The organism is Baekduia sp. Peel2402, from assembly GCF_052567285.1.
Genome location: NZ_CP199582.1, coordinates 4,979,338 through 5,003,947 on the forward strand (window position 1 = coordinate 4,979,338; position 24,610 = coordinate 5,003,947).

18 protein-coding genes are annotated in these 24,610 nt (G+C 71.7%); 14 read left to right on the forward strand and 4 right to left on the reverse strand.

The genetic code is table 11. The features are described 5' to 3' along the window. Nucleotides 1-14: 14 nt before the first annotated feature. Both ACT01A_RS24355 and ACT01A_RS24360 read right to left on the reverse strand, forming a co-directional pair. The gene (locus ACT01A_RS24355) at nt 15-3,683 is read right to left on the reverse strand and encodes a hypothetical protein (RefSeq protein WP_445149701.1); all 3,669 of its coding nucleotides are present in this window, start codon (nt 3,681-3,683) and stop codon (nt 15-17) included. A 47-nt stretch (nt 3,684-3,730) separates the two neighbouring features. Further along, complete coding sequence (locus ACT01A_RS24360; protein WP_445149702.1) at nt 3,731-4,249, reverse strand: DUF3105 domain-containing protein; 519 nt, start codon at nt 4,247-4,249, stop codon at nt 3,731-3,733. A gap of 184 nt (nt 4,250-4,433) precedes the next feature. On the opposite strand from ACT01A_RS24360, the gene ACT01A_RS24365 reads away from it, so the two are divergent. From ACT01A_RS24365 to ACT01A_RS24385, 5 genes are all read left to right on the forward strand, one after another. Further along, a complete protein-coding gene (locus ACT01A_RS24365) occupies nt 4,434-6,122 on the forward strand; it encodes a diguanylate cyclase (RefSeq protein ID WP_445149703.1) in 1,689 nt (562 codons plus the stop codon). Nucleotides 6,123-6,166: 44 nt separating this feature from the next. Beyond that, entirely contained in the window at nt 6,167-7,819 is a 1,653-nt protein-coding gene (locus ACT01A_RS24370; RefSeq protein ID WP_445149704.1) for a thiamine pyrophosphate-binding protein, read from the forward strand. A 29-nt stretch (nt 7,820-7,848) separates the two neighbouring features. Then, complete coding sequence (locus tag ACT01A_RS24375) at nt 7,849-8,628, forward strand: cyclase family protein (RefSeq protein ID WP_445149705.1); 780 nt, start codon at nt 7,849-7,851, stop codon at nt 8,626-8,628. A 92-nt stretch (nt 8,629-8,720) separates the two neighbouring features. Then, on the forward strand, nt 8,721-9,869 hold the full coding sequence (locus ACT01A_RS24380; RefSeq protein WP_445149706.1) for an FAD-dependent oxidoreductase: 1,149 nt from the start codon (nt 8,721-8,723) through the stop codon (nt 9,867-9,869). A 21-nt stretch (nt 9,870-9,890) separates the two neighbouring features. Beyond that, on the forward strand, nt 9,891-10,964 hold the full coding sequence (locus ACT01A_RS24385; RefSeq protein WP_445149707.1) for a Dyp-type peroxidase: 1,074 nt from the start codon (nt 9,891-9,893) through the stop codon (nt 10,962-10,964). On the opposite strand, the gene pdxY is transcribed toward ACT01A_RS24385, so the two are convergent. Next, nucleotides 10,961-11,821 (reverse strand): pyridoxal kinase PdxY, encoded by an 861-nt coding sequence (pdxY, locus tag ACT01A_RS24390; protein ID WP_445149708.1) that lies wholly within the window; start codon nt 11,819-11,821, stop codon nt 10,961-10,963. The two genes, ACT01A_RS24385 and pdxY, sit on opposite strands and share 4 nt — an antisense overlap. A 282-nt stretch (nt 11,822-12,103) precedes the next feature. Here pdxY and ACT01A_RS24395 point away from each other — a divergent pair, with 282 nt between their 5' ends. Together ACT01A_RS24395 and ACT01A_RS24400 are read left to right on the forward strand one after the other, a co-directional pair. Next, nucleotides 12,104-13,150 (forward strand): FAD-dependent oxidoreductase, encoded by a 1,047-nt coding sequence (locus tag ACT01A_RS24395; protein WP_445149709.1) that lies wholly within the window; start codon nt 12,104-12,106, stop codon nt 13,148-13,150. Between the two features lie 33 nt (nt 13,151-13,183). After that, complete coding sequence (locus tag ACT01A_RS24400) at nt 13,184-14,863, forward strand: GAF domain-containing sensor histidine kinase (RefSeq protein ID WP_445149710.1); 1,680 nt, start codon at nt 13,184-13,186, stop codon at nt 14,861-14,863. On the opposite strand, the gene ACT01A_RS24405 is transcribed toward ACT01A_RS24400, so the two are convergent. Continuing rightward, nucleotides 14,815-15,486 carry a response regulator gene (locus tag ACT01A_RS24405; RefSeq protein ID WP_445149711.1) on the reverse strand — a complete coding sequence of 224 codons (672 nt, stop codon included), beginning with the start codon at nt 15,484-15,486 and terminating at the stop codon, nt 14,815-14,817. The genes ACT01A_RS24400 and ACT01A_RS24405 overlap by 49 nt on opposite strands. A gap of 118 nt (nt 15,487-15,604) precedes the next feature. Between ACT01A_RS24405 and ACT01A_RS24410 the strand changes: the two genes are divergently transcribed. From ACT01A_RS24410 to ACT01A_RS24440, 7 genes are all read left to right on the forward strand, one after another. Further along, nucleotides 15,605-16,642 (forward strand): FAD-dependent oxidoreductase, encoded by a 1,038-nt coding sequence (locus ACT01A_RS24410; protein WP_445149712.1) that lies wholly within the window; start codon nt 15,605-15,607, stop codon nt 16,640-16,642. Between the two features lie 585 nt (nt 16,643-17,227). Beyond that, entirely contained in the window at nt 17,228-19,264 is a 2,037-nt protein-coding gene (locus ACT01A_RS24415; RefSeq protein ID WP_445149713.1) for an NAD(+) synthase, read from the forward strand. Between the two features lie 267 nt (nt 19,265-19,531). Next, complete coding sequence (locus tag ACT01A_RS24420) at nt 19,532-20,689, forward strand: aminotransferase class III-fold pyridoxal phosphate-dependent enzyme (protein WP_445149714.1); 1,158 nt, start codon at nt 19,532-19,534, stop codon at nt 20,687-20,689. Next, on the forward strand, nt 20,686-21,354 hold the full coding sequence (locus ACT01A_RS24425) for a class II aldolase/adducin family protein (RefSeq protein ID WP_445149715.1): 669 nt from the start codon (nt 20,686-20,688) through the stop codon (nt 21,352-21,354). The genes ACT01A_RS24420 and ACT01A_RS24425 overlap by 4 nt, the downstream gene beginning before the upstream one ends. Next, nucleotides 21,351-22,352, forward strand: a complete 1,002-nt coding sequence (locus ACT01A_RS24430; protein WP_445149716.1) for a carbohydrate kinase family protein — start codon at nt 21,351-21,353, stop codon at nt 22,350-22,352. Before ACT01A_RS24425 ends, ACT01A_RS24430 begins: the two co-directional genes overlap by 4 nt. Further along, nucleotides 22,352-22,981: a TetR/AcrR family transcriptional regulator gene (locus tag ACT01A_RS24435; RefSeq protein ID WP_445149717.1), complete on the forward strand. Its 630-nt coding sequence runs from the start codon at nt 22,352-22,354 to the stop codon at nt 22,979-22,981. The genes ACT01A_RS24430 and ACT01A_RS24435 overlap by 1 nt, the downstream gene beginning before the upstream one ends. Further along, a complete protein-coding gene (locus ACT01A_RS24440; protein WP_445149718.1) occupies nt 22,974-24,602 on the forward strand; it encodes an ABC transporter substrate-binding protein in 1,629 nt (542 codons plus the stop codon). Before ACT01A_RS24435 ends, ACT01A_RS24440 begins: the two co-directional genes overlap by 8 nt. Nucleotides 24,603-24,610: the final 8 nt, after the last annotated feature.

A 24,610-nucleotide genomic window follows, 5' to 3' on the forward strand; every position in this document is an offset into this window, starting at 1 on the left:
GTTGAGACGGGCGCCTAGCGGCAGGCCGTCTTCTTCACCCACTGCTTGCGCGGGAGCGTCGGGGTCGCGCCCGAGCGCTTCTGCGCGGTCTTCAGCGCGCCGTGGTTGCGCTTGCCGACCGTGAGGTCCTCACGGACGCCGGCGACCGACACCTTCACGGCCTCGCCGCCCGAGATCGGCAGGGCGATCGAGCCGCACTTGCCCGAGATCAGACGGCCGTACTTCTGGCCGCTGGCCGTGGTCACCGACACGCTGTACTGGTCGGCGCCGTTCTTGTTCCAGGCGGCGACGACCCACTTCGCGAAGCGGACCATCCGCAGGCGCTTGGGCGTGGCCGGGGCCTTCTGCTTGGCGGCCGTGAACGTCGCCACCGTCTTGCGCGACAGCGGCAGGCCGTCACGCTCGACCACGGCGATGATCTCGCGCTTGCCACCCGGGCCCGTGGACGGCTGGAAGTCCACCGTGTTGCACAGGACCGTGCGGCCGTCGGGGCTCTGCTTCGCGCCCGGGCACTGCGTGCCCTTGACGTTGGCCTTGATCGTCTTCTGCACGCCGTTGCCCTTCTCGACGAAGGACAGCGTCGCGCCCTCCGGCAAGGTGTAGGCCGTGCCGAGGCGCATCGCGCCACCGCTGACGGCGTGCACCGAACCGGTGACCGTCGCGGCCGGCTCGTAGGCCGAGGTCAGGACCGCGGTGACCTTCGGGGTGCCGTCCGGCGTGGAGATCGTCCACTTGCCGCCGGCCGGCTGGATCAGCATGACCTCGGTCGAGCCCGTCGTCGGGTTCTTGATGATCATGGAGCCGTTGTCGAACTTCTTGCCCTGCTCGCCGGCGGGCAGCGCGTACTCCGTGCCGTCCGGGCCCTTCAGCGTCGCCGTCGGCGGGACGTCGCCGGCACCCTGCAGCTGCAGCGCGATGGCGGGCGTGCCCTTGGCGATGTTGAGGGTCTTGTCACCGGCGGCGGCGAGGCCGGCGGTGCGCTGGGCGCGGTAAGGACCGAAGTCGCAGGAGGATCCCAGCATGTTGACCGAGCCGGACTTCCAGCGGTAGCCGAAGCCGGAGCGGACGTTGATCTCGCCGCGGATCCAGTTGATGCGCCACGGGGCGTACCACTTCCAGTTCGACGCGCGAACGGGGTAGTAGTACACGATGGTCGCCAGGGTGGCGCAGCCGCCGATGCCCGTGGACGACGCGATCGCGTCGGCCTTCGCGCAGATGGCGGTCAGGCAGGCACGGCCGTAGCCCTCGATGTTGAACTTCTTGGTCGGGGTCTCCAACCAGCCCTCGAGGTGGCCGTTGACGCTGACCACGCCGAGCAGGCTCAGCGACGAGTCGACCTCGAAGTCGATCGCGCCGGTCGGGCGCAGCGTGATGGCGCCGGAGCCGATGACCTTGTCCAGGACGACGACCGAGCCGCCGAGCTCCAGCGACCAGGGGCGGCCGTTGAACGCGTCGGTGTAGAGGAAGTAGCCGTTGATCCCGACCAGGTTCTCCTTGCCGGCGGGGAAGACCGACACGCCGACGTCACCGCGCAGCTTGAACGGCGGCGGGTTGAGGCACAGGCCGACCCCGACGCGGTTCAGATACACGCCCTGGGCGATCGGCACCGTGGTGCCGAGGTTGTCGACGTAGCCGCCGAGCTTGGAGATCGAGCCGTTGGACACGCCGCCGAACGCGGCGAGCTTGGTCTCGGACTTGGTCGGCAGGATGATGACCGCGTTGCCGTCCCAGCGGTTGGCGTTGCTGTCGCTGTTGCAGGTGATGTACGGCTTGCCGTCCAGCTCAGGAGCCTCGCAGGGCTCGCCGGACTGGCCGCCGGCCGGGATGTAGGAGATGCAGGCCTCTTCGACCTTCAGCTTGCCCATCCAGACCTGCTTGACGATCAGGCGCAGGCCGTCGAAGTGCGTGCCCTTCTCGTCGATCTTCAGCGAGGCGTTGGCGGTCACGCCGCCGGCGTTGACGTCTGGGCCCGACCGGAAGGTCGACGGCATCTCGAGCGTCAGCGGCAGCGTCGTGAAGTAGCTGTCGTCGTCGGTCTTGCCGACCTTGATGGCCAGGTTGCCGCGCAGCTTGAGGCCCATCAGCGAAGCGGCGGAGGCCACCGGCTGGGTCTGGAGCGTGCGGATGCCGTCGTCGTCGGCGACCTTCGTGGACTGGAAGCCCGCGACCTTGAGGTCGTCGGCGGTGCCGGTCGGCAACAGCCAGTCGATCTTGCCCGCGTAGACGTTGAACGCGGTCAGGTTGATGATGGCGTTGTCGTCGGTCACGCGCGGCCGCGGCTGGGCCTTGGTCGGCAGCGTGATGACGAAGCGCTGGCCGGCCTTGCCGGGAGCGACCGGCAGGTTGTTGACCTTGACCGTGCCGGTGGAGACCCAGCGGGCGGGCTTGCCGTCGAGGCCGTTCTCGACCGCGAAGCAGGTCGAGGACTCGAGCTTGACCGTGCCGAAGGTGTAGACCTTGTCGCAGGTCGGGGCCGCCGGGATGAGCGGCACGACCGGTGCGGGCGTCGTCGTGGTCACGGGCGGCGTCGTGGTCGACGGCGGAGTCGTCGTCGACGGCGCGTCCTCACCGACGTTGATCTTCAGCGTCTGGGTCGACGTCAGCGGCGGCTGTGCCACCGTGGTCGCGTCGACGTTGATGCCGAACGTGCCCGGCTGGAGGTTGGCCGGCGGCGACAGCGTCAGCGTCGCGGTGGCCGGGTTGCCCGTGGTCTGGCTCACGGTCGCCCACGACGGCAGGCCGGCGGTGGAGATCGTGACGTTGTTGGGGCTCGTGGACGAGTCGTCCGCGTTGAAGGTGATGACCTTGGTCTCGCCGGGCTTGACCGTGTAGTTGGTGTTGAGGCCGTTGATGTTCGGCGGGGCCTGGCCGGCGGGGGCGACGGTCATGAGGACGTCGCGGTCGGCGTAGTCGCCCTGGCTGTCGGTGACCCGCAGCTTGTAGATGTAGAACGAGTTGGGCGCGAACGACGAGGCGTTCGGGATCGACATGATGCCGTTGGCGTCGATGTCGACGATGTCGGTCGTCGCCCCGTCCGGGTCGGTCAGCGCGTTGGAGCCGTTGGGCGGCGCGACCAGCGCGGTCTGGTAGGTCAGCGTGCCGCCGTCGGGGTCGGAGGCGTTGAGGTTCTGCGGGTTCTGGCGGACGACCGAGATGCCGGTCGCGGCGTTGGAGCCGAGCACCGGGGCGCTCGTCGCCTGGCCGGTGACCTTGTGGACCTGGGCCTTCAGCGTGACGTTGCCGGTGGTGGTGCCGGCGTTGACGATGCCGCCGACGCGCGCGTTGCCGCTCCAGCGGACGGTGTAGTTGCCGTCGGGCGCGCCGCCGGAGAACGCGGTCGCGAGGTTGATGTCGAACGGGCCCTCGTAGACGGACTCGCTGGTGCGGCAGACGGTCGCGATGCCCGTGACGTTCAGGTTGATCGACTGGCTGGTCGGGCTGGTGATCGAGATCGGCAGGGTCGTCTGCGAGCCGACGCCCATGCTCCCGCACGCCTGGCGGACGAGGTAGGTCAGGTTGCCCTTGAGGTGGCCGTCGGCGGTCGTCGCCAGGGTGAACGAGCCACCCTGGAGGTGGGAGGCCTCGGCGGCGGGTGCGGCGACGGCCATCAGGCCTGCACCCGCGAGCGCCGCACAGGCGATCGTGCGCAGCCGCGCACGCGCGGACTTCTTGAACATCATCATGTACTCCTGGAGGGTCCCGGGGGACGTGTGGGGAAGGGCCTCGTCCCTCAGGCCTTCAGCGACGCGTAGAACGTCGCGGCGAAGGCCCGGACGCGGGCGATTTGCGCGGCATCAGCCGCAGAGCAGTCGATCTGGGTGCCGAGGACCAGCGCGGTCACGGCCTCGGCCTGGCGGCGCGGGGCGACGATCACGGGGGCCTTGGTCGCGCTGGCGCGGTCCATCAGCGCGTGCAGCGGTGCGAGCTGCGCGGCGCTCAGGCCGGGCCGGTAGTAGACGACGACGCTGCCGTGGGAGGCGGCGTGGAGCGTGGCCGTGGACGGCGGCGCGGCGGCGTAGAAGCCGGGCTCGGTGATCGCCGCGGCGGTGGCCTCGAAGGCCTTCTGGCGGTTGAACTCCGCGGCGCTGTCGGTGACGGTGTACTTGAGCGCGTGCTGCGTGCACGACGCGCCCGCGGACGCGGCGGCGGTGGGCTCCTTGGCATCCGCGCCGATCGTCAGAAGACCGACGACGAGGGCGACCAGGGGCACGGCGAGGAGGAACAGCAGGGCACGACGATCCAGCGGCACAAGCGGGATGGTCGGCTACCGGTTTCCTGGTCTTTATCCCTCCTGAAGGGGATGGGTATCCACACGCATCCCCCTGTCGAGGGAGACCAAATCGGACAGCACGCGGCGATCTTGTTACCGCATCTGGGGGAGCCGCTTCGGCAGCGGGTGAAGGTAGGCGTTGTCCGGCCGATGACATGGGTCGATGGACTTCGGCGTCGACCGACTAGCCGCATATCTACGCAAGGACCCCGACAACCGGCTCCGGTTGGCCGGGACGGTCGGTGGATCGTTCTGGCTGGTCGCCGCCGCCGCGACGATCACGCTGCCGCTGCTGCCGCAGGTCGACGTGCCGTTCTGGCCGTGGCCGGTGCTGTGGGTGATCGGCGCGGTCCTGTGGGGCCTGTCGGCGATGTTCGTCCTGGACTGGCCGCGCGTGCCGCGCTGGGTGATGCCCGGGTCCACGTTGGTGGCGCCGGCCGTCGTCGCGCTGCTCACACAGGCCAGCGGCGGGATCGGGTCACCGACCAGGTTGTACGTCTTCCTCGTGCTCGTCTTCGCGGCGTGCTTCTTGACGGTCGGCCAGGCCACCGTGGTCGTCGCGCTGTGCGCGATCGGCTGGGCCGTTCCGGTCTTCGCGCACGAGGGCGCGGCGGGCGGGCTGGCCGAGGCGGCGATCGCGCTGCCGATCTTCTCGATCATCGGTGGCCTGCTGCTCGGCGGCCGGTCGCTGCTGGGCGCGATGCACGACGGCGCGCAGCGTGATGCCGACCGCCACGCGGCCGACGCGGCGACCGACCCGCTGACCGGCCTGGCCAACCACCGCAGCTTCCAGGAGCACCTGCGCACCGAGCTGTCGCGCAGCCGTCGCCACGGCGTGCCGGTCGCGGTCGCGCTGGTCGACGTCGATCACTTCAAGGCGGTCAACGACACCTGCGGGCATGCCGTAGGCGATCAGGTGCTGTCGGCCGTCGCCGCGCTGCTGCGCGACGAGCTGCGGGTCGAGGACGTGCTGGCGCGGATCGGCGGCGACGAGTTCGCGGTCGTGCTGCCAGCATCGGATGCGGACGCCGCCGCGGCGGCGCTGGAGCGTGCGCGCCGCGCGATCGCGCTGGCGCCGGTCGCCGAGGGCGCGCGCGTGTCGATCTCGGTCGGGGTCTGCGACACCGTGCACGCTGATGACGCTGAGGCGTTGGCGCGCCTGGCTGACGGAGCGTTGTACTGGTCCAAGGAGAACGGGCGCAACCGCGTGTCGATCTACGACCCGGGGACGGTCCAGGAGCTGTCGGCGGGCGAGCGGATTGATGCGCTCCAGCGCGCTCAGGCGCTGTCGGGCCTGCGCGCGATGGCGCGGGCGATCGACGCGCGGGACCTGTCCACGCGCGAGCACTCCGAGCGCGTCGCGGAGCTGTCGGCGCGGCTGGCGGAGGCGCGCGGCTGGTCGCCGGAGCGCGTGGCGCTCCTGCACGACGCGGCGCTGCTGCACGACGTCGGCAAGCTCGCGATCCCGGACGCGGTCCTGCAGAAGCGCACGCGCCTGAGCACCGCCGAGCACGAGGCGATCAAGCCGCACGCCGAGCTGGGCGCGCGCATGGTGGAGGACATGCTCGGCGCCGAGCAGGTCGACTGGATCTTGAGCCACCACGAGCGACCAAACGGCCTCGGCTACCCGCGGGGACTGCGTGGCGAGGAGCTGAGCGAGGGCGCCGCACTGCTGGCGGCCGCCGACGCCTTCGACGTGATGGTCAGCGCGCGGCCCTACTCGCCGAGCCGGACCGCGGCCGACGCGCTGGCCGAGTGCCGGGCGCTGGTCGGCCAGCAGTTCAGCGCCGCGGCGGTCGCAGCGCTGGAGGTCGTGCTGGACCTGGACGCGGCAGAGCGCCGGGCGGCCTGACGCCCGCATCGCGCCCGGCTGGGTGGGGCGATAGGTTCCCCGCGATGCCCGCCACGACCGCCGCCGACGTCGTCGGGACCACGCTGGCCCGCCTCGGCGTCGAGGCCGTCTTCGGGCTGATGGGCTCGGGCAACCTCGTGGTGACCAACGCGCTGGTGCGTGGCGGCGCGCGCTTCCACGCGGCGCGGCATGAGGGCGGCGCGGTCGGGATGGCCGACGGCTGGGCGCGGGTGACCGGACGCGTCGGCGTCGCGTCCGTCCACCAAGGCCCAGGGTTGACCAATACCTTGACCGCGCTCGGCGAGGCCGCCAAGTCGCGGACGCCGCTGGTCGTGCTCGCGGGGGAGACGCCGGCCGCGGCGATCCACTCGAACTTCCGGATCGATCAGCACGACCTCGTGGAGTCGGTCGGCGCGATCGCAGAGCGCCTGCACTCGCCGGCGTCGGCCGCTGCTGATGCCGCGCGTGCGTATCGGAGGGCAGCGGTCGAGCGCCGCCCGGTCGTGCTGATGCTGCCGATCGACTTGCAGGCGGCGCCTGCGGAGGAGCCAGCGCTGGGGGAGTCGCCGCCCGCTGTCGCTTTGCCGGCCGCGCCCGTCCCTTCGGCGGAGGCGATCGCCCAAGCGGCGGCGCTGCTCGCGGGCGCGACGCGCCCGGTCCTCATCGCCGGGCGCGGAGCGGTGCTGGCCGACGCGCGCGAAGAGCTGGCAGCGCTGGGCGAGCACGTCGGCGCGCTGCTCGCCACCTCCGCCGTCGCGCACGGGCTGTTCAACGGGTTGGACTTCAACGTGGGGATCTCCGGCGGGTTCTCGTCGCCCTTCGCCGCCGAGCTGCTCGCGCAGGCCGACGTGGTCGTCGCCTTCGGCGCGACGCTTAACCACTGGACGACGCGGCACGGCGCGCTGATCGCCGAGGACGCGCAGGTGATCCAGGTCGACCTTGATCCGGGCGCGATGCGCGTGGCCGACGTCGCGGTCGTCGGCGACGCTGCCGCAGCGGCGCGGGCGCTGCGCGACGCCGTTCCTCCGTCGACCGGCGCGCGGACGGACGAGCTCGCCCAAGAGATCGCCACGCGCCGCTGGCGCGACGAGCCGTTCGAGGACGCCTCATCCGACACCTACATCGACCCGCGCGCGCTCAGCATCGCGCTTGCCGATGCGCTGCCGGACGACGTCGCGATCGCCGTCGACTCCGGGCACTTCACCGGCTACCCGGCGATGTACCTGACGCCGGTCGACGCGCGCGCGTGGGTGTTCGCCAACGCCTTCCAGGCGGTCGGGCTCGGCTTGGGCTGCGGGATCGGCGCGGCGGTCGCGCGGCCGGACCGTCCCACGGTCGCGGTCCTCGGCGACGGCGGCGCGTTCCTCTCGCTCGCCGAGCTGGAGACCGCCGCGCGCCTGAAGCTGCGCCTGCTCGTCGTGATCTACGACGACGCCGCCTATGGCGCCGAGGTCCACCACTTCGCGCCGCTCGGCCACGACGTCGCGTCCGCGCAGTTCCCGGACGCCGACCTGGCAGCGATCGCGCGCGCCGCGGGCGCGCAGGCGATCACGGTCCGCGCGGTCGCCGATCTCGACGCGCCGCTGCGCGCGTGGCTGGCAAACGCCGACGCCGACGCCGGCCCGCTCGTCGTCGACGCCAAGGTCGACCCCACCATCTGCGCCGAGTGGCTCGAAGAGGCCTTCCGCGCCGGCTAGTCCCACCGATTCAAGGAGCCCACACCGCCATGCCCGCCGCCGTTACCGATCTCCTGTCCGCGCTCGCCGACGGCTCGGTCGAGGTCGTCGACCTCACCCAGCCGCTGAGCGAGAGCACGCCGGTGCTCGTGCTCCCCGAGCCGTTCGCCAACACCCCGCACCTGTCGCGCGAGCGCCTGAGCCGCTACGACGCCGACGGCCCCGCCTGGGCGTGGGACGTCCTCACGCTCGGCGAGCACACCGGCACGCACTTCGACGCGCCCGTGCACTGGGTCACCGGTCAGGGCGGGGAGGACGTCGCCTCGGTCGCGCCCGGGCGCTTGGTCGGTCCGATCGCGGTGATCGACCGCAGCGGCGCGGTGGCGGCCGATCCCGGCGACCTGCTGACCGTCGAGCACCTCGAGGCGCATGAGGCGCAGCACGGCCCGCTGGACCCCGGCACCTGGGTGATCCTGCGCACCGGCTGGGGCGCCCGCGCCGACGACGAGGCCGCGTTCCTCAACGCCGGTCCCGAGGGCCCGGTCACGCCCGGCCCGGACGTCGCCGCCTCCAAGTGGCTGGCCGAGCATCCCAATGTGGTTGGGTTTGGCGTGGAGACCGTCGGCATCGACGCCGGTGCCGCGGGCGGCTTTGACCCCGGCTTCCCCGTCCACCACTTCCTGCTCGGCGCCAACCGCTACGGGTTGACCCAGCTGGCCAACGTCGAGCGCCTCCCGGCCCGCGGCGCGCTCATCGTCGTCGCGCCGCTGAAGCTCGTCGCTGGCACCGGCTCGCCGAGCCGCGTGCTCGCCTTCGTCCCGAAGGGCTAGCTCCGCCCAGCACCGGCGGCGGGGCGAACTACGGAGGCGGTACGCGGGAGCGACCCGATGGCGCGGGCCCCGTGCGGTGGGACGCTGGCGACATGATGATGTTCGAGCATCGCCACGATCCGCTTCGCGTGGTCATCGTCGGTGGCGGGGTCGCCGCGCTGGAGGCGTTGATCGCCCTGCGCGACCTCGCGCCCGGCCGCGTCGAGCCGGTCCTGATCGCCGACGGCGAGGACTTCCTGTACCGCCCGCTGCTGGTCGGCGAGTCGTTCGGGCTCGGTCACCCGCGGCGCCATCACCTCGTCGACGTGTGCGCTGACCTCGGCGCCCGGCTGCTGGCCGATCGCGTCGTCGCGGTCCGGCCGGGCGACCACGAGGTCGTCACCCAGAACCACGGCGCGATCGGCTACGACGAGCTGATCGTCGCGACCGGCGCGCGGCCCTACCCGGCCTTCGAGGCCGGCGTGACCTTCGATCGCGAGCTGTCGCCCGACGAGTTCGACGAGGCCTTGGACGACCTCGCCGGCGGCTTCGCGCCGCACGTCGCGATCGTCGTTCCCGAGGGCGTCTCCTGGACGCTGCCCGCCTACGAGCTGGCGCTGCTGACCGCCGCGTGGGGCGGGCGCCACCACCCGGAGGACCATCACGTCACGCTGCTCACGCCCGAGCACATGCCGCTGGCGGTCTTCGGCGCCGAGGCTTCACGCGAGGTCGCTGAGGTGCTCGACGCCGCGGGCGTCGCGGTGCGCTGCGGCGTCGTGCCCGACGTCGTGTCCTCGACCGCGCTGCGCGCCGACGGCGCGTGGGTCGAGGCCGACCGCATCGTCAGCCTGCCGCTGCTCGCGGGGCCGCGGATCGCGGGCCTGCCGTGCGACGCGCACGGGTTCATCCCGTCGGACGCCCGCGGGCGGGTGATCGGCGTTCCGGACGTACACGTCGCGGGCGACGCTGGAACGTTCCCGGTCAAGCAGGGCGGCTTGGCCGCCCAGCAGGCCGAGGCGGTCGTGGTCGACATGGCCCGCCGCGCCGGCGGCACGGCCCGCGCCGACCCCGGCGGGCTCGTCCTGCGCGGCGTGCTGCTGACCGAGCACGGCCCGCGCTTCCTGCGCGCCGAGCTGGCCGATCCCGACGGCAGCTCGACGTTCTCACCGCAGCCGCTCTGGTGGCCGCCGACGAAGATCGCCTCACGCTGGCTGGCGCCCTACCTGGCGCGGCTGGAGGCCGAGCGCATGGCGCCGGCCTAGGAGGTGCGTAGGATCGAGGCCATGGACAACAGTTCCTGGGATCGCGTTCCAATCGACGCGCAGAGCGTGGATGCGCCGCTCTCGCGCGCGGCGGTCTTCTTGGTGTTGTCGGTCGGTGACGACGATGCGGCGCTGGCGCAGGTGCGCGAGGTCCTCGGCTCCATCAGCGACCTGGTCAAGAACGTGGGGTTCCGCGACCTGAACGGGCGGCTGTCGTGCGTCGTCGGGATCGGGGCGGCGTTGTGGGATCGGCTGTCGCCCGGCGCGCGGCCGATCGACCTGCGGCCGTTCGCCGAGATCCGCGGCCCGAAGCACCGCGCGCCGTCGACGCCCGGCGACCTGCTGTTCCACCTGCGCGCCGAGCGCGAGGACATGACCTTCGAGCTGGAGCGCCAGCTGCTGGATCTGATCGGCGATGCGGCGCGCGTGCAGGACGAGACCGTCGGCTTCCGCTACTTCGACGCGCGCGACCTGCTCGGCTTCGTCGACGGCACCGCCAACCCGACCGGCGCCGAGCTGCCCGACGCGGCGCTGATCTCCGAGGACGACGATCCGGACTTCGCGGGCGGCAGCTACGTCGTCGTGCAGAAGTACGTCCACGACATGGCCGGCTGGGCGGCGCTGTCGACCGAGGCCCAGGAGGCGATCATGGGTCGGACCAAGATCGACAACATCGAGATCGACGATGACGGCGCGCCGCAGTTGTCGCACAAGTCGCTGGCGACGATCGAGGGCCCGGACGGCGGCGAGCTGGCGATCTTGCGCGACAACATGCCCTTCGGCCGCCCGGGCGCTGGGGAGTTCGGGACCTACTTCATCGGCTACACCGCGCGCCTCTGGGTGCTCGAGCAGATGTTGGGGCGGATGTTCGTCGGCGCGCCGCCCGGCGCCTACGACAAGCTGTTGGACTTCTCGACCGCGAAGACCGGGACGACGTTCTTCGTGCCGACGGCGGGCATGTTGGAGGCCTTGGCAGAGGAGCCGGTGGCCGCCGAGGAGACACCCGCCGACGATGCGCCGCCCGAGCCCGCGCCTGTCGCCGCCGAGCCGTCGCCCTCGCTCGGCATCGGCTCGCTGCGCGACGAGCCGTCCTAGACGTCGAGCGACTCGGCCTCGAAGACGCGCGACGGCGCCACGAGCTGGTCCTGGGCGGCGACCAGCACCAGCTCGCGTGAGCCTGCCGCCGCCGTCGCCTCCAGCACCGCGTAGGTCGCCGACGCCGCGCGGCTGAGCGCCTCGGACGCCGACCCGGTCCGCGTGCGGTGGACGTAGAAGAGCGCGGCGATCGCGTCGCCTGCGCCGTTGAGCGACAGGTCCAGGCGCGGCGTGCGCACCCGCCACATCCGGCCGCCCTCGCCGACGACGAGGTCCACGGCGTCCTCTGGTGTGTCCTCCAAATGGACGGAGGTGACCAGCACGGTGCGTGGGCCCAAAGCGTGGATCGCCGCGATCGCCCGCGCGAGGTCGCTCGCCGTCCGGCTCTCGATCCCCGAGAGGTAGTCGAGCTCGAAGTGGTTGGGCGTCACGACATCGGCCTTCGGCACGGCCTGGTCGCGGATCAGCTCCGGGATCCCCGGCCGCACGAAGACGCCGCGGCCGACGTCGCCGATCACCGGATCGCAGCAGTACGTCGCCTCCGGGTTGGCAGCGCGCACGCGGTCGACGGCCGACAGGATCGCGGTCCCGACGTCGGCCGAGCCCATGTACCCCGACAACACGCCGCCGCAGCTGGGCAGCACGCCACGCGCCTCGATCCCGTCCAGCAGCTCGTCCACGAACGGGCCGTCGAACACGCGCCCGGTCCACTCGCCGTAGCCCGTGTGGTTGGAGAACTGCACCGTGTGGATCGGCCACGCCTCGACGCCGAGGCGCTGCATCGTGAACACCGCGGAGGCGTTGCCGACGTGCCCGTAAGCGACGTGCGACTGGATCGAGAGGATGTTGAGGGTCATCGCCCCGGGATCATGGCGCGATCGAGAACCACACGCTCGGTCCCGGCTTCCCAGCCGGGACCGCTCGCGTGAGCTCTGCGGACCTGAACTGGTGTTGCACCGCCTAGCTGGCAACTGACGTCACCGAACGGGGCGTATCGCATGCCGCGTCGTGTTCCCTGCCGGACCACCCGAACCACCAGACTGCCGCCCACCGCCGCGTCCTGACATGCGGCACCACCGCATTGCGACCTGCGGCGCTCCACCGCAGACGATCGGGTGTTCCAGCTCCAGGCTGAGAGCATGCGATCCCTCCGACCCCCAAACGTCGTGGTCGTCGGCGGTGGCCCGGCCGCCACCGAGCTGGGCTTCGTGCTGCGCGAGCAGCATGGAGCCGGCGTCGCGCTGACCTACGTCGTCCCGCCAGCACGGGACCGCGCGCTGCCGTTGCCTGCGGCCGAGCCGTTCTCGGCGGTCCGCCGCCGCGCGCAGGAGCTGCCGGCGGTCGTCGCGGCACTCGGCGCTCGGTTGCGTTCGGGCCGCGTGGTCGCCGTCGACGGCGACCGCCACCGCGTGATCCTGGCCGACGGCGGCGTCCTGCCCTACGACGTGCTCGTCCTCGCGCCGGGCGCGCAGGCACAGCCGGTCTTCGAGTCCGCGACGCTGACGCTCTACGGCGAGCCCGGGCCGGCTGCGACCGAGCGCGTGCTGACCGAGCTGCGTCGTGGCGACGTCACGCGGCCGCTGTCGTTCGTGGTTCCCCCGGGTGTGACGCGCGCGTTGGAGCTCTACGAGCTGGCCGTGCTCACCGGGATGGAGGCGCGTGGCCGCGCGCCGGGGGCGCAGCTGCGTCTCTTCACGCCCGAGCCCGCGCCGCTCAGCCGCTTCGACGGGCTCGCACGGGCGACGATGGCCGGGCTGCTCGCCGAGGCGGGCGTCGCGGTCGTGTCGTCGGCGCCGGTCTTCGAGGCCATCGACGGCCGGCCGCGGATCGGCGCGGTCCGCACGCTACTGGGCGACGACCGGATCGTCACGCTGCCGGTGCTCAGGGGCCCTGACCTGCGCGGCGTCCCGGCCACGCCCGACGGCTTCATCCCGATCGACGACCACGGCGCGGTCCTCGGCATGGAGGACGTCTTCGCCGCGGGCGACGCGACGACGTGCCCGGTCAAGCACGTCGACGTCGCCTGCTCGCAGGCCTCGACGATCGCCGACGTGCTCGCCCTGAACTCCGGGATCACGGAGATCGCACCCGGCCCGTGGTCGGCCGACGTGCACGAGCACCGCTTGGACGAGCACGGCCTCGGCCCGCTGCTGTACGACCGCCTCGGCGCGGCCACCTGCCGTTGACGGCGGCGGCCCGGCGTCCGTACAGTCCCACCGATGCCCGACGCCGGCCGGCTCGACCGCCTCGCGGTCGTTGCGCGCGAGTTGGTCTCTGAGCTCGACCTCGACGACGTCCTCGAGCACCTGCTCCAGACCGCACGCGAGCTGACCGGCGCGCCGTTTGCGGCGCTCGGGGTGCTCAACGCTGCGCGTGACGGACTGGAGCGCTTCGTGGAGTGCGGGATCGACGACGAGCGCCGCGCGCTGATCGGCGACCCGCCGCGCGGGCGCGGGATCCTCGGGCTGCTGATCTCCGACCCGCGGCCTTTGCGTCTGGATGACGTCCGCGGCCATCCGCTGGCCTACGGCGTTCCCGCCGAGCACCCGCCGATCACCACGTTCCTCGGCGTCCCGATCACGATCGGCGACGCGACGTGGGGGAACCTGTACCTGGCCAACAAGCCCGAGCCGTTCACCGAGGAGGACGAGTGGACGGCGGTCGTGCTGGCGCGCTGGGCCGCGATCGCGATCGAGAACGCGCGCCTCTACGAGGGGCTGGAGCGCCGTCGCGACGAGCTGGAGCGGGCGGTCGCGCGGCTGAGCGCGACCACCGAGATCGCGATCGCGCTCGGCGCTGAGGTCGACCGCGAGCCGATCCTCGAGTTGGTGGTCAAGCGCGCGCGGGCGCTGGTCGACGCCCGCGAGGTCGCGGTGCTGCTTGAGCTCGGCGGCGACCTGACCGTCGCCGCCCACGCGGGGGACGTCGGCGAGACCGCAGACGTCGTGGAGCGCGACGGCACGCGCTGGGGCGAGGTGATGGCGTCGGGCCGCGCGCTGCGCGTGGACGACATCGCCGCCGACGGGCGGCTGGACCCGGCGCCGCTCGGCGCGTCCGGCGCGCGCACCGCGTTGTTGGTGCCCTTGAGCTACCGCCTGCGGACGGTCGGCGTCCTGGTCGCCTTCGACCGCCGCGACGCGCCCGGCGACCCGTTCGGCTCCCGCGACGAGGCGCTACTGCGGTCGTTTGCGACCAGCGCGGCAATCGCGGTTGTCACGGCCGAGACGGTGGAGAAGTCGCGGCTGCGGACGGCGATCGAGGCGGCCGAGGCCGAGCGCGGGCGCTGGGCGCGCGAGCTGCACGACGAGACGCTCCAGTCGCTCGGCGGGTTGTTGGTGCTGTTGGCCTCCGCCGAGGGCGGGGACGACGTGCACCTGCGCCGCGCCACGTCGGTGGCGGTCGAGCGCCTGGCCGACGAGATCGCGAACCTGCGGTCGATCATCGCCGAGCTGCGCCCGGCGGCGCTGGATGAGCTCGGCCTCGGCCCGGCGCTGCGCGCGCTCGTGCGGCGGGTGGCGGGCGGCGCGGGGCTGGACGCGAGCGTGGACGTCGACGGCCTCGACGAGGAGGCGCGGCTGCCGGGCGAGCTTGAGACCGCGGTCTACCGCGTGGCGCAGGAGGCGCTGACGAACGTCGCCAAGCACGCGCGCGCCACCCGGGTCGCGGTCGCGCTGGCCGCGTCGCCGGGCGAGCTGCTGCTGACGATCGCTGACGACGGCGCCGGCTTCGACCTGGGGGCGCCGTCGGGTGGCTTCGGCGTGGCGGGAATGCGCGAGCGCGTGGGCCTGGCGGGCGGGACGCTCTCGATCACGCCGTCGCCCGAGGGCACGGTGCTGCGCGCCGCGTTCCCTCAGCCGCTCGCGGCGACGTCGTCCAACAGACCGCGCTCAAGGGCGTAGCGGACGAGCTCTGGCCGGCCGGTGCGGCCGGTCTTCTGCTGCACGTGCGCGCGACGCGCCTCGATCGTGCGGACCGAGAGGTGCAGGAGCTTGCCGACCTCGGCGTTGGTGTGGCCGAGCGCGATCAGCCGCAGGATCTCGGCCTCGCGCTCGGTGAGGCCGTCAGGCGGGGCGTTCTCGTCCTCGGCGGGCGCCGCGTCGTCGGCCGCGAGCTGCGCGCCGAGCCCGGGCGAGAGGTACGGCTTGCCGGCGGCCGCGCGGCGCACGGCCTCGACCAGTTCGGTCGGCGCGGCCTCCTTGAGCACGTAACCGATCGCGCCGGAGCGCAGCGCGCGGCGCGCGAACTCCGGGTCGTCCTGCATCGTGAGGATCACGATCCGGGCGGGCGCGACACGGCGGGCGACGTCCGGCAGCGCGTCGAGCGTCGCGCCGGGCGAGCGGTCGGGCATCGCGAGGTCGAGGACGAGCACGTCCGGACGGTGAGCGGTGGCGGTCGCGACCGCGTCGGCGACCGTCCCGGCCTCGGCCACGACGGTGAGGTCCTCGTGCGCGTCGAGGACGTGGCGCAAGCCGGTGCGGACCATCTCGTGGTCGTCCGCGAGCACGATCGCGATCGGGGCCATCGCCCGTCAGGATCGCAGACCGATTGCGGTAGTTCCGCACCAGAAGGCGGTGTGACCGCGCCCAACCGCGCGGCGGTGCACGGCAGACGGGCCTGACGCCGTCAGGCACGCTGGTGTCGTGGCCCATCGTCCGTTGCACGTCGTCGTGGCCGGCGGTGGACCGGCCGCCGCCGAGAGCGCGCTCGCGCTTTGCGAGCATGCGGGCGCGCGCGTCAGGATGACGCTGGTGGCACCGAGGCCGCACGAGGCGATCGCGCGAGCGGGCGCGCTCGGGAACGGACCCGAGCCGTTCCGGGCGCGCCAGGACCACCACCGCTCGACGATCCGCCAGACCGCGACGCGCACCGGGGCCCTGGTCCGGTCCGGGCGCGTAGCGGCGGTCGAGCACGACGTGCACGGCGCAGGGGACGAGGGTCACAGCGAGGGCGGCCGGGTGCGGCTGGCCGACGGGCGCCGCATCGCCTACGACGCGCTCGTCGTGGCGGTCGGCGCCCGTCCTCGCCCCGCGTACGCACGCGCGCTGACGTTCTTCGGCAGCGCCGGCACGGTCGCGATCGGCCGTCTGACCGCCGAGGTCGCCGACGGCTGGACCCATGCGCTGGCGTTCGTCGTCCCGCCCGGCACCACCTGGCCGGTGCCGCTGTACGAGCTCGCGATCCAGGTCGCCGGCGAGCTGCGCGGCCGCGACGTGCCCGTCCGGCTGATCACGCCCGAACCCGCGCCGCTGGCGAGCTTCGACCCGGACGGCAGCGCCGCCGTCGCCGAGTTGCTGGAGGACGCCGGCGTGACGTTCACCGGCTCGACCGTCGTCGCCACGCGCGCCGACGGCTCTGCCGACCTGCCCGACGACCGTGTCGTCGCGCTTCCCGTCCTGGACGGCCCGAACCTCCCCGGTCTCCCGTCGACCGCGGACGGCTTCGTGCCCACAGAGCGCGACGGCGCGGTCGTCGGGCAGGACGGCGTCTTCGCCATCGGCGACGCCACCGCGTCGCCGATCAAGCAGCTCGACGCGGCGGTGGCGGGCGCCGGCGCGGCGGCGCGGGCGATCGCCTTGCGCGCGGGCGCCTACGTGCCGCCGATCCCGCATGTGCCGCTGGTTCGGGCGCACCTGCTGGCGGGGCGCGGACGCTCGCTGCTGCTGACCGCACGCGCGTAGCGCGGACGTTCGCTGTTGCTGACCGCACGCGCGTGGTGCGGGGCGTTGGTGGTGCTTCGCTCATCAAAAGGGTGAGAGCCTTGTGGCGTGGCCACCGCCTGGGAGTGATGGTCGCTTTGGGTGGTGCCGGCCGGGCTGGCTTTGGCATCAAGACATGAATCTGGGCCTCATGGGGCGTCCGTCGGCCTTGGGGTTTGAGGGTTCGGGCCCGAAGGTCGTGCGTTTGGGGGTCCGGGTCGATTTAGCGTCGTATATCGACCATAAAACGACCCGGATCCCGGTTTCGAGGTGCGGGTCGCTTGAGCCGGACATATTCCGGTTGCAGCGACCCGGATCTCCGAAACCCCTGGTCCCTCGAACCCAGGCGGCCGAGGGACCAACCCTGGAGGCCAAGTCTGATGTCTTGATGCGCTGTTCATCCCCGCCGCCGGCAGCGCCCACGGCGACGATCACCCGGTAGCGGTCGCCACGCCCCAACAGCCCCACGCCCTTCGATGAGCGAAGTGCCACCAGCGCCCGCGCCACCCGCGCCCGCGCAACCCCGCGCCCGTGCGCGCATTCTTGTACGGGTACGCTCCCTCATGGATGAGCTTCCGCAACCTCCATGAGCACGGCTTTCTCCGCGTCGCGGCGTGCACGACGCCTGTGGCGATCGCCGATCCGCCGCGCAACGCCGAGGCCATCCTCATGCAGGCCAAAGCGGTCGCTGAAGAAGGCGTGTCGCTCGCGCTCTTCCCCGAGCTCGGGTTGTCGGGGTACTCGATCGAGGACCTGTTGCTCCAGGACGCCGTCCTGGACGGCGTCGAGCAGGCGATCGACGCCATCGTCACCGCATCACAAGACCTTCAGCCCGTGCTCGTGGTCGGCGCTCCGCTGCGCCACCGCCACCGGATCTACAACACCGCGGTCGTCATCCACCGCGGCGCGATCCTCGGCGTCGCGCCGAAGTCCTACCTGCCGACCTACCGCGAGTTCTACGAGCGCCGCCAGCTCGCGGCCGGCGAGGACGAGCGCGGCACGATTCGCGTCAACGGCAGCGACGTCCCCTTCGGCCCCGACCTGCTGTTCGAGGCCACCGACGTCCCCGGCCTCACCATCCACGCCGAGATCTGCGAGGACATGTGGGTCCCGATCCCGCCCAGCGCCGAGGCCGCGCTGGCGGGCGCGACGGTCCTGCTGAACCTCTCCGGCAGCCCGATCACCGTCGGGCGCGCGGACGACCGCCGCCTGCTCGTGCAGTCCGCGTCGTCGCGCTGCCTGGCCGCCTACCTCTACGCCGCGGCCGGCGAAGGCGAGTCGTCGACCGACCTCTCGTGGGACGGGCAGACCATGATCTATGAGAACGGCGTCCTGCTGGCCGAGACCGAACGCTTCCCGGACGGCCCGCGCCAGTCGATCGCCGACGTCGACCTCGACCTGCTGCGTCAGGAGCGCCAGCGGATGGGGACCTTCGACGACAACCGCCGCGCGCTGGTCGGCGGCGGCGAGGCGTTTCGCACCATCGCCTTCGAGCTCGACCCCCCGCGCGACACCGACCTCGGCCTGCGTCGCACGCTGGAGCGCTACCCGTTCGTCCCGTCCGACCCGGCCCGCCTGGAGCAGGACTGCTACGAGGCCTACAACATCCAGGTCGCGGGCCTGCACCAGCGCCTGACCGCGATCGGCAACCCGAAGGTCGTCATCGGCGTCTCCGGCGGGCTGGACTCCACGCACGCGCTGATCGTCGCCGCCCGCGCGATGGACCGCGCGCAGCGCCCGCGCACCGACATCCTCGCCTTCACGCTGCCCGGTTTTGCCACCAGCGAGGAGACCAAGGCCAACGCCATCGCGTTGATGGAGGCCTTGGGCGTCACCTGGGAGGAGCTCGACATCCGCCCGACCGCCGAGCTGATGCTCAAGGAGCTGGGTCACCCGTACTCCAACGGCGAGCCGGTCTACGACGTCACCTTCGAGAACGTCCAAGCCGGCCTGCGCACCGACTACCTATTCCGCGCGGCCAACCAGCGCAATGGCATCGTGTTGGGCACCGGCGACCTCTCCGAGCTGGCGCTCGGCTGGGCGACCTACGGCGTCGGCGACCAGATGTCGCACTACAACGTCAACGGCGGCGTCCCGAAGACGCTGATCCAGCACCTGATCCGCTGGGTGATGGGCCACGAGCAGCTCGGCGCGGCCGCGGGGGAGACCCTCACCAAGATCCTCGACACCGAGATCAGCCCCGAGCTGGTCCCCGGCGAGGAGCTGCAGTCCACCGAGTCCAAGGTGGGGCCCTACGCCCTACAGGACTTCACGCTCTTTCACGTGCTGCGCTACGGCTTCCGGCCGTCGAAGATCGCCTTCCTGGCCTGGCATGCCTGGCGCGACGCCGAGCACGGCACGTGGCCGCCGAACTTCCCCGTCGCCAAGCGCGGCGCCTACGACCTGACCGAGATCCACCGCTGGCTTGAGGTCTTCTGCCGGCGCTTCTTCGGCTTCGCGCAGTTCAAGCGCTCCGCGCTGCCCAACGGCCCCAAGGTCGTCGCGGGTGGCTCTCTGTCGCCCCGCGGCGACTGGCGCGCGCCGAGCGACAGCACCGCCGCCGCGTGGTTGGCGGATCTAGCGCGCTTCGACGACCTGTCTTAACAAACGGTCAGTTCGAAGCCCATCGGGCCTTTCTCCATACGGTCGAACGCGAGTCGCCGCTGCGTCCAAATCCCGCTAAGGATCTCGTTTCTGGCTTGACTCTATTTCGCACGTCTGTAATAAGACGCTTAACACCGCGGCTTGCACCGAGCCCGGGGGAGATGGAGAGCATCCTTGACTACTGCTTCGCTTCGCCCTGCCCGGGCGCATGATGACTCGTACCGTGAGCGCGCCCTGAAGGTCATCCCGAACGGGATGTACGGGCACTTGAGCACCGCACGCTTCACCGACGACTACCCGCAGTTCTTCGCTCGCGGCGAGGGCGCGAAGGTGTGGGACGTCGACGGTCGCGAGTTCATCGACTTGATGTGCACGTTCGGTCCGATCCTGCTCGGCCACGCGCATCCCGAGGTCGACGCGGCGCACAACGAGACCGCGGCGCGAGGCGACGTCCTCAACGGCCCCGGCCCCGAGATGGTGGAGCTGGCCGAGTTGCTGGTCGACCAGGTCCCGCACGCCGACTGGGTCATGTTCGCCAAGAACGGGACCGACGCCACCGGCCTGGCGCTCACCACCGCCCGTGCCGCCTCCGGTCGCTCCAAGGTCCTGATGGCGCGCAACTCCTACCACGGCATCGACGCATGGGCATTGCCTTCCGAGGCGCCCGGCACGACCGTCGAAGACCACCTCAACACGGTGTGGTTCGACTACAACGACCTCGACTCGGTCGAGGCCGCCGTCGCGCAGACCGGCGAGGGCACGATCGCCGCGATCGTCTGCACGCCCCACCGCCACGACGTCTACACCGACCAGGTCCCGGCCGAGAAGGAGTTCGCCCAGGGCGTCCGCGAGATCTGCGACCGCATCGGCGCCGCGCTGATCCTCGATGACGTCCGCTGCGGTCTGCGCATCGACCTGCGCGGCTCGTGGGAGCAGCACGGCGTCCGCCCGGACCTCTCCGCCTGGAGCAAGTCCTTGGCCAACGGCTACGCGCTCGCCGTCCTGCACGGCGCCGAGCCCTTCCGCGAGGCCGCCGGCAAGATCGTCGCCACCGGCTCGTTCTGGCTGGCCGGCGCGCCGATGGCCGCCGCGATCAAGTCCATCGAGATCCTCAAGCAGACCGACGGCATCAAGACCATGGAGACGCAGGGCACGCGCCTCCAGGACGGCCTCCGCGAGCAGGCCGCCGCGCACGGCTTCGAGGTCTCGGTCAGCGGACCGCCGGCGATGCCGCTGCTGCTCTTCACCGACGACGCGCCCGACTTCGCCAAGGGCCTCGCCTGGTCGGGCTTCTGCGCCCATCACGGCGTCTACCTGCACCCGGTCCACAACTGGTTCCTGTCCACCGCGCACGACGCGGCGACGATCGACGCCGCCCTGGAGCGCACCGACATCGCCTTCGCCGACCTCAAGCGCTCGTTGTGACCGCGTTCACCGACAGCGACCGCGCCGCCCTGGCCGACGCCGCCCGGACGATCGACGAGAGCGGCATGGTCCCCGGCGCCGCCGGGAACCTGAGCCTGCGCCGCGGCGACCGCATGCTGATCACGCCGCGCGGCGCCGACCTCGGCAAGATCGACCCGCTCGACCTCGTCGACGTCTCCCTGGCCGACGGCAGCACCTCACCCGACCACGACCGCGATTCACGCGCCTCGTCGGAGTCCGCGCTTCACCGCGCCGTCTACGCGGCGGCCGGGGAGGGCGAGGACGCCGTCGTCCACACCCACGCACACTACGCGACGGTGGTCGGCACGCTCGTCGACGAGCTGCCGCCGATCCACTACGCCATCGCCGCGTTCGGCGGCGCCGTGCGCGTCGCGCCCTACGAGACGTTCGGCACGCCGGCACTGGCCGACGCCGTCGGTGCAGCCCTCCAAGACCGCACCGCCGCGTTGATGTCCAACCACGGCGCGGTGGTCACCGGCCGCGACCCGCGCCAGGCCGTGGCCAAGGCCATCACCTTGGAATGGGTCGCGTCGGTCTACTACCACGCGATCGCCTCCGGCCGCGAGCCGCGCCTGCTCGATGCCGACGACCTCGCGGCCGTGGTCGAGCAGATCAAGGCCATCGACTACAAGATCGCCGCATGATCGCCGCGACCTCCGACCTGCACGCCGCGCTGCGCGCCTCCACGCCGAAGGTCGCCGCCATCGGCACCTACATCGTCGACGTGCTCGGCCGCCCGGTCTCCGAGCTGCCGGTCGGTCAGAACACCCGTCTCCTCGACGAGATCCGCCTGACCGCCGCCGGCACCGCGGGCGGGACCGCCGTCGACCTCGCCCGCCTCGGCGCGCAGGTGACCGCGGTGGCCTCGATCGGCACCGACCTGGCCGGCGACTTCCTCCTGCTGGCGCTCCAGCAGGACGGGATTGACACCACCAACATCGTCCGCCGCGATGCCGTGCAGACCAGCGCGACGATCCTGCCGATCCACCCCGACGGCAGCCGCCCCGCCTGGCACGTCCCCGGCGCGAACATGCTGTTCACCGCGGCCGACGTCCCGGACACGGTCCTGACCGGCGCTGACGCCGTTCACCTCGGCGGCTTGACCGCGCTGCCCGGGATCGACGGCGCGCCCGCGGGCGAGTTGCTGGCCAAGGCCCGCGCCGCCGGCGCGATCACCACCGCCGACTGCCTCGGCGTTCGCGGCGACGACCCCGCCGCGCTGCTGGCATCGGTCCTGCCGCATGTCGACTACTTCATGCCCAACGACGGCGAGGCGCTGGCGATCACCGGCGCGACCGATCCGATCGTCGCCGCCCGCGACCTGCGCGACCTCGGCGCCGCGACCGTCATCGTCAAGTGCGGTCCCGAGGGCGCGGTCATCGCCGACGCCGACGGCGTGCGCGCGATCCCCGGCTTCGCGGTCGAGCAGGTCGTCGACACCACCGGCTGCGGCGACGCGTTCTGCGCGGGCGTCATCGTCGCCCGCTGCGCCGGCTGGCCGGTCGACGACGCCGCCCGTCTGGGCTGCGCGACCGGTGCGCTGAACGTCCGGGCGTTGGGTTCGGATGCCGGCGCACGCGACGTCGACGAGGCGCTGGCGTTCCTCGACGCGGCGGCCACCGCCATGGAGACCACGGCCTAGTGCCCAAGGACGTCGACCACGAGGCCCGGCGCGAGGAGATCCTCGAGGCCGTCTGGACCGTGATCGCCCGCGACGGCATCGAGAAGGTCACCGTGCGCGTGATCGCCGCCGAGACCAACTGGTCCACGGGCGTCCTGCAGCACTACTTCGCCGACAAGGACGAGATCCTGCTGGCGGCGTTGCGCCTGATGTACGAGCGGATCGCCGCCCGCGGCGACGCGCTCCTCGAAGGCCTCAGCGGCATCGAGGCGCTCCACGCGCTCGTGCTCGAGAACCTCCCGCTGGACGATCAGCGCGAGCTTGAAACCAAGTTCCTCATGAACTACTGGAGCCGCGTGATCCGGGAGGGCGACGTCGCCCCACGCCCGGAGCGCCGCGGCCCGCAGCTCGTCGACACCTTGAGCGATCTCGTCCGCGAGGGCCAGCAGGCCGGCGAGATCTCCACGGACGAGACGCCCGAGAACGTGGCCGAGCGTCTGCTCGCGCTGATCGACGGCTTCTCCCTCCACACGCTGCTGGACCCCCAGCGCCTGACGCGCGAGCGCCAGGTCGAGCTGGTCCAACAGGAGTTCGAACGACTCCGCCCCATCAACACCACCACCAAGAGCAAGAGGACGACGAATGCGTAGAACCGGTGTGGTCACGACCGCAGGGGTCATGACGGCGATGCTGCTGAGCGCCTGCGGGGGCGGCGACGGCGGCACGAAGACGGCGACGCTGGCTGATGCCTCGGGAGCATCGACGGCTGCCGACTGCCAGGGCACGCCCGTCGCGGGTGGTGACCTCGTCTACGCCCGCCAGGCGGAGACACAGTCGCTCAACCCGCTCGACGCGCGCAACGGCAACGGCGACATCTTCGCCGACAACCTGATCTACGGCGGGCTCACCCGCCCCGATCCGAAGGGCGGCACCGACGTCCTGCCGGGCCTGGCCGAGAAGTGGGAGATCTCCGACGACGGCAAGACCTACACGTTCCACCTGCGCTCCGGCGTCAAGTTCTCAAACGGCGACCCGGTCACGGCGCAGGACGTCAAGTGGAGCCTGGACCGCTTCGGCGATCCGAAGACCAACTCGGTCATGAGCTCGGTCGCCATCGGCTACGGCTCGTCGAAGATCGTCGACGACTCCACCGTCGAGATCAAGCTCAAGCAGCCGGTCGCTGCGTTCCTCTACAACATCTCGATCTTCCCCGCGGCGATCCTGCCCAAGAAGCTCGTCCAGGAGCAGGGCAGCGCGTTCTACAAGAACCCGGTCGGCACCGGACCGTTCACGGTCAAGGAGTTCGTCCGCGGCTCGCACATCACCTTCGCGAAGAACCCCAACTACTGGGAGAGCGGCAAGCCGTACCTGAACACGGTTCGCTTCAACTTCGCGGGCGAGGCCAACAGCCGCATCGTGGCGTTGAAGGGCGGCACGGCGCAGATCATGGACGGCGTGCCGTTCTCGCAGATCACCTCTCTGCAGAGCGACAAGTCAGTGGCCGTCCAGTCGGCGAACGTGCCGCTCTTCCTCGGCCTCTGGCTCAACCACGATCGCAAGCAGCTCGCCGACGTCAACGTCCGCAAGGCCATGCAGATGGCCCTGGACCGCAACCTGATGAACAAGTCGATCTTCCGCGGGCTCGGGAAGATCCCCAACAGCGTGCTGATGTCGCTGCGCTACGACGCGCCGGCCTCGCAGGTCAAGCCGTACGCCTACGACGTCGCCGCGGCCAAGGCCGCGATGGCGAAGTCCGCCTACCCGGACGGGTTCTCCACCACGTTGCAGTACCCGACCGGCTACGACTACTACAAGCAGCTCGGGCTGCTGATCCAGCAGAACCTCGGCGCCATCGGCATCAAGGTGACGCTCAAGGAGGTCGACGGCGCCACGGGCACGTCGAACTGGTCGTCGATGAAGTACGACATGACGTTCCCGTTCGCCTCGTTTACCTCCGACGTCGTGGTGCCGGACGAGTACTCCGACTTCCTGGCGGACTGGGACAACGGCCTGAAGGGGTTCTTCACGGGCTGGAAGGACAAGAAGATCCAGGACATGGTCACGGACTTCGCCCAGACCACCGACGAGGATGCGCGCGCCACGAAGTGGCCGCAGATCCAGCAGGCGCTGATGGACGTCACGCCGGTCATCAACGTCATGAACCTGCCGTTCGTCAACGCCCACAGCGCGACGACCTGCGGGACCGCGATCGACGCGCTGGGGTCCGACCACCTCGAGGACACCTGGTTCGCGAAGAAGGCCTCGAGCTAGAGGTGGTG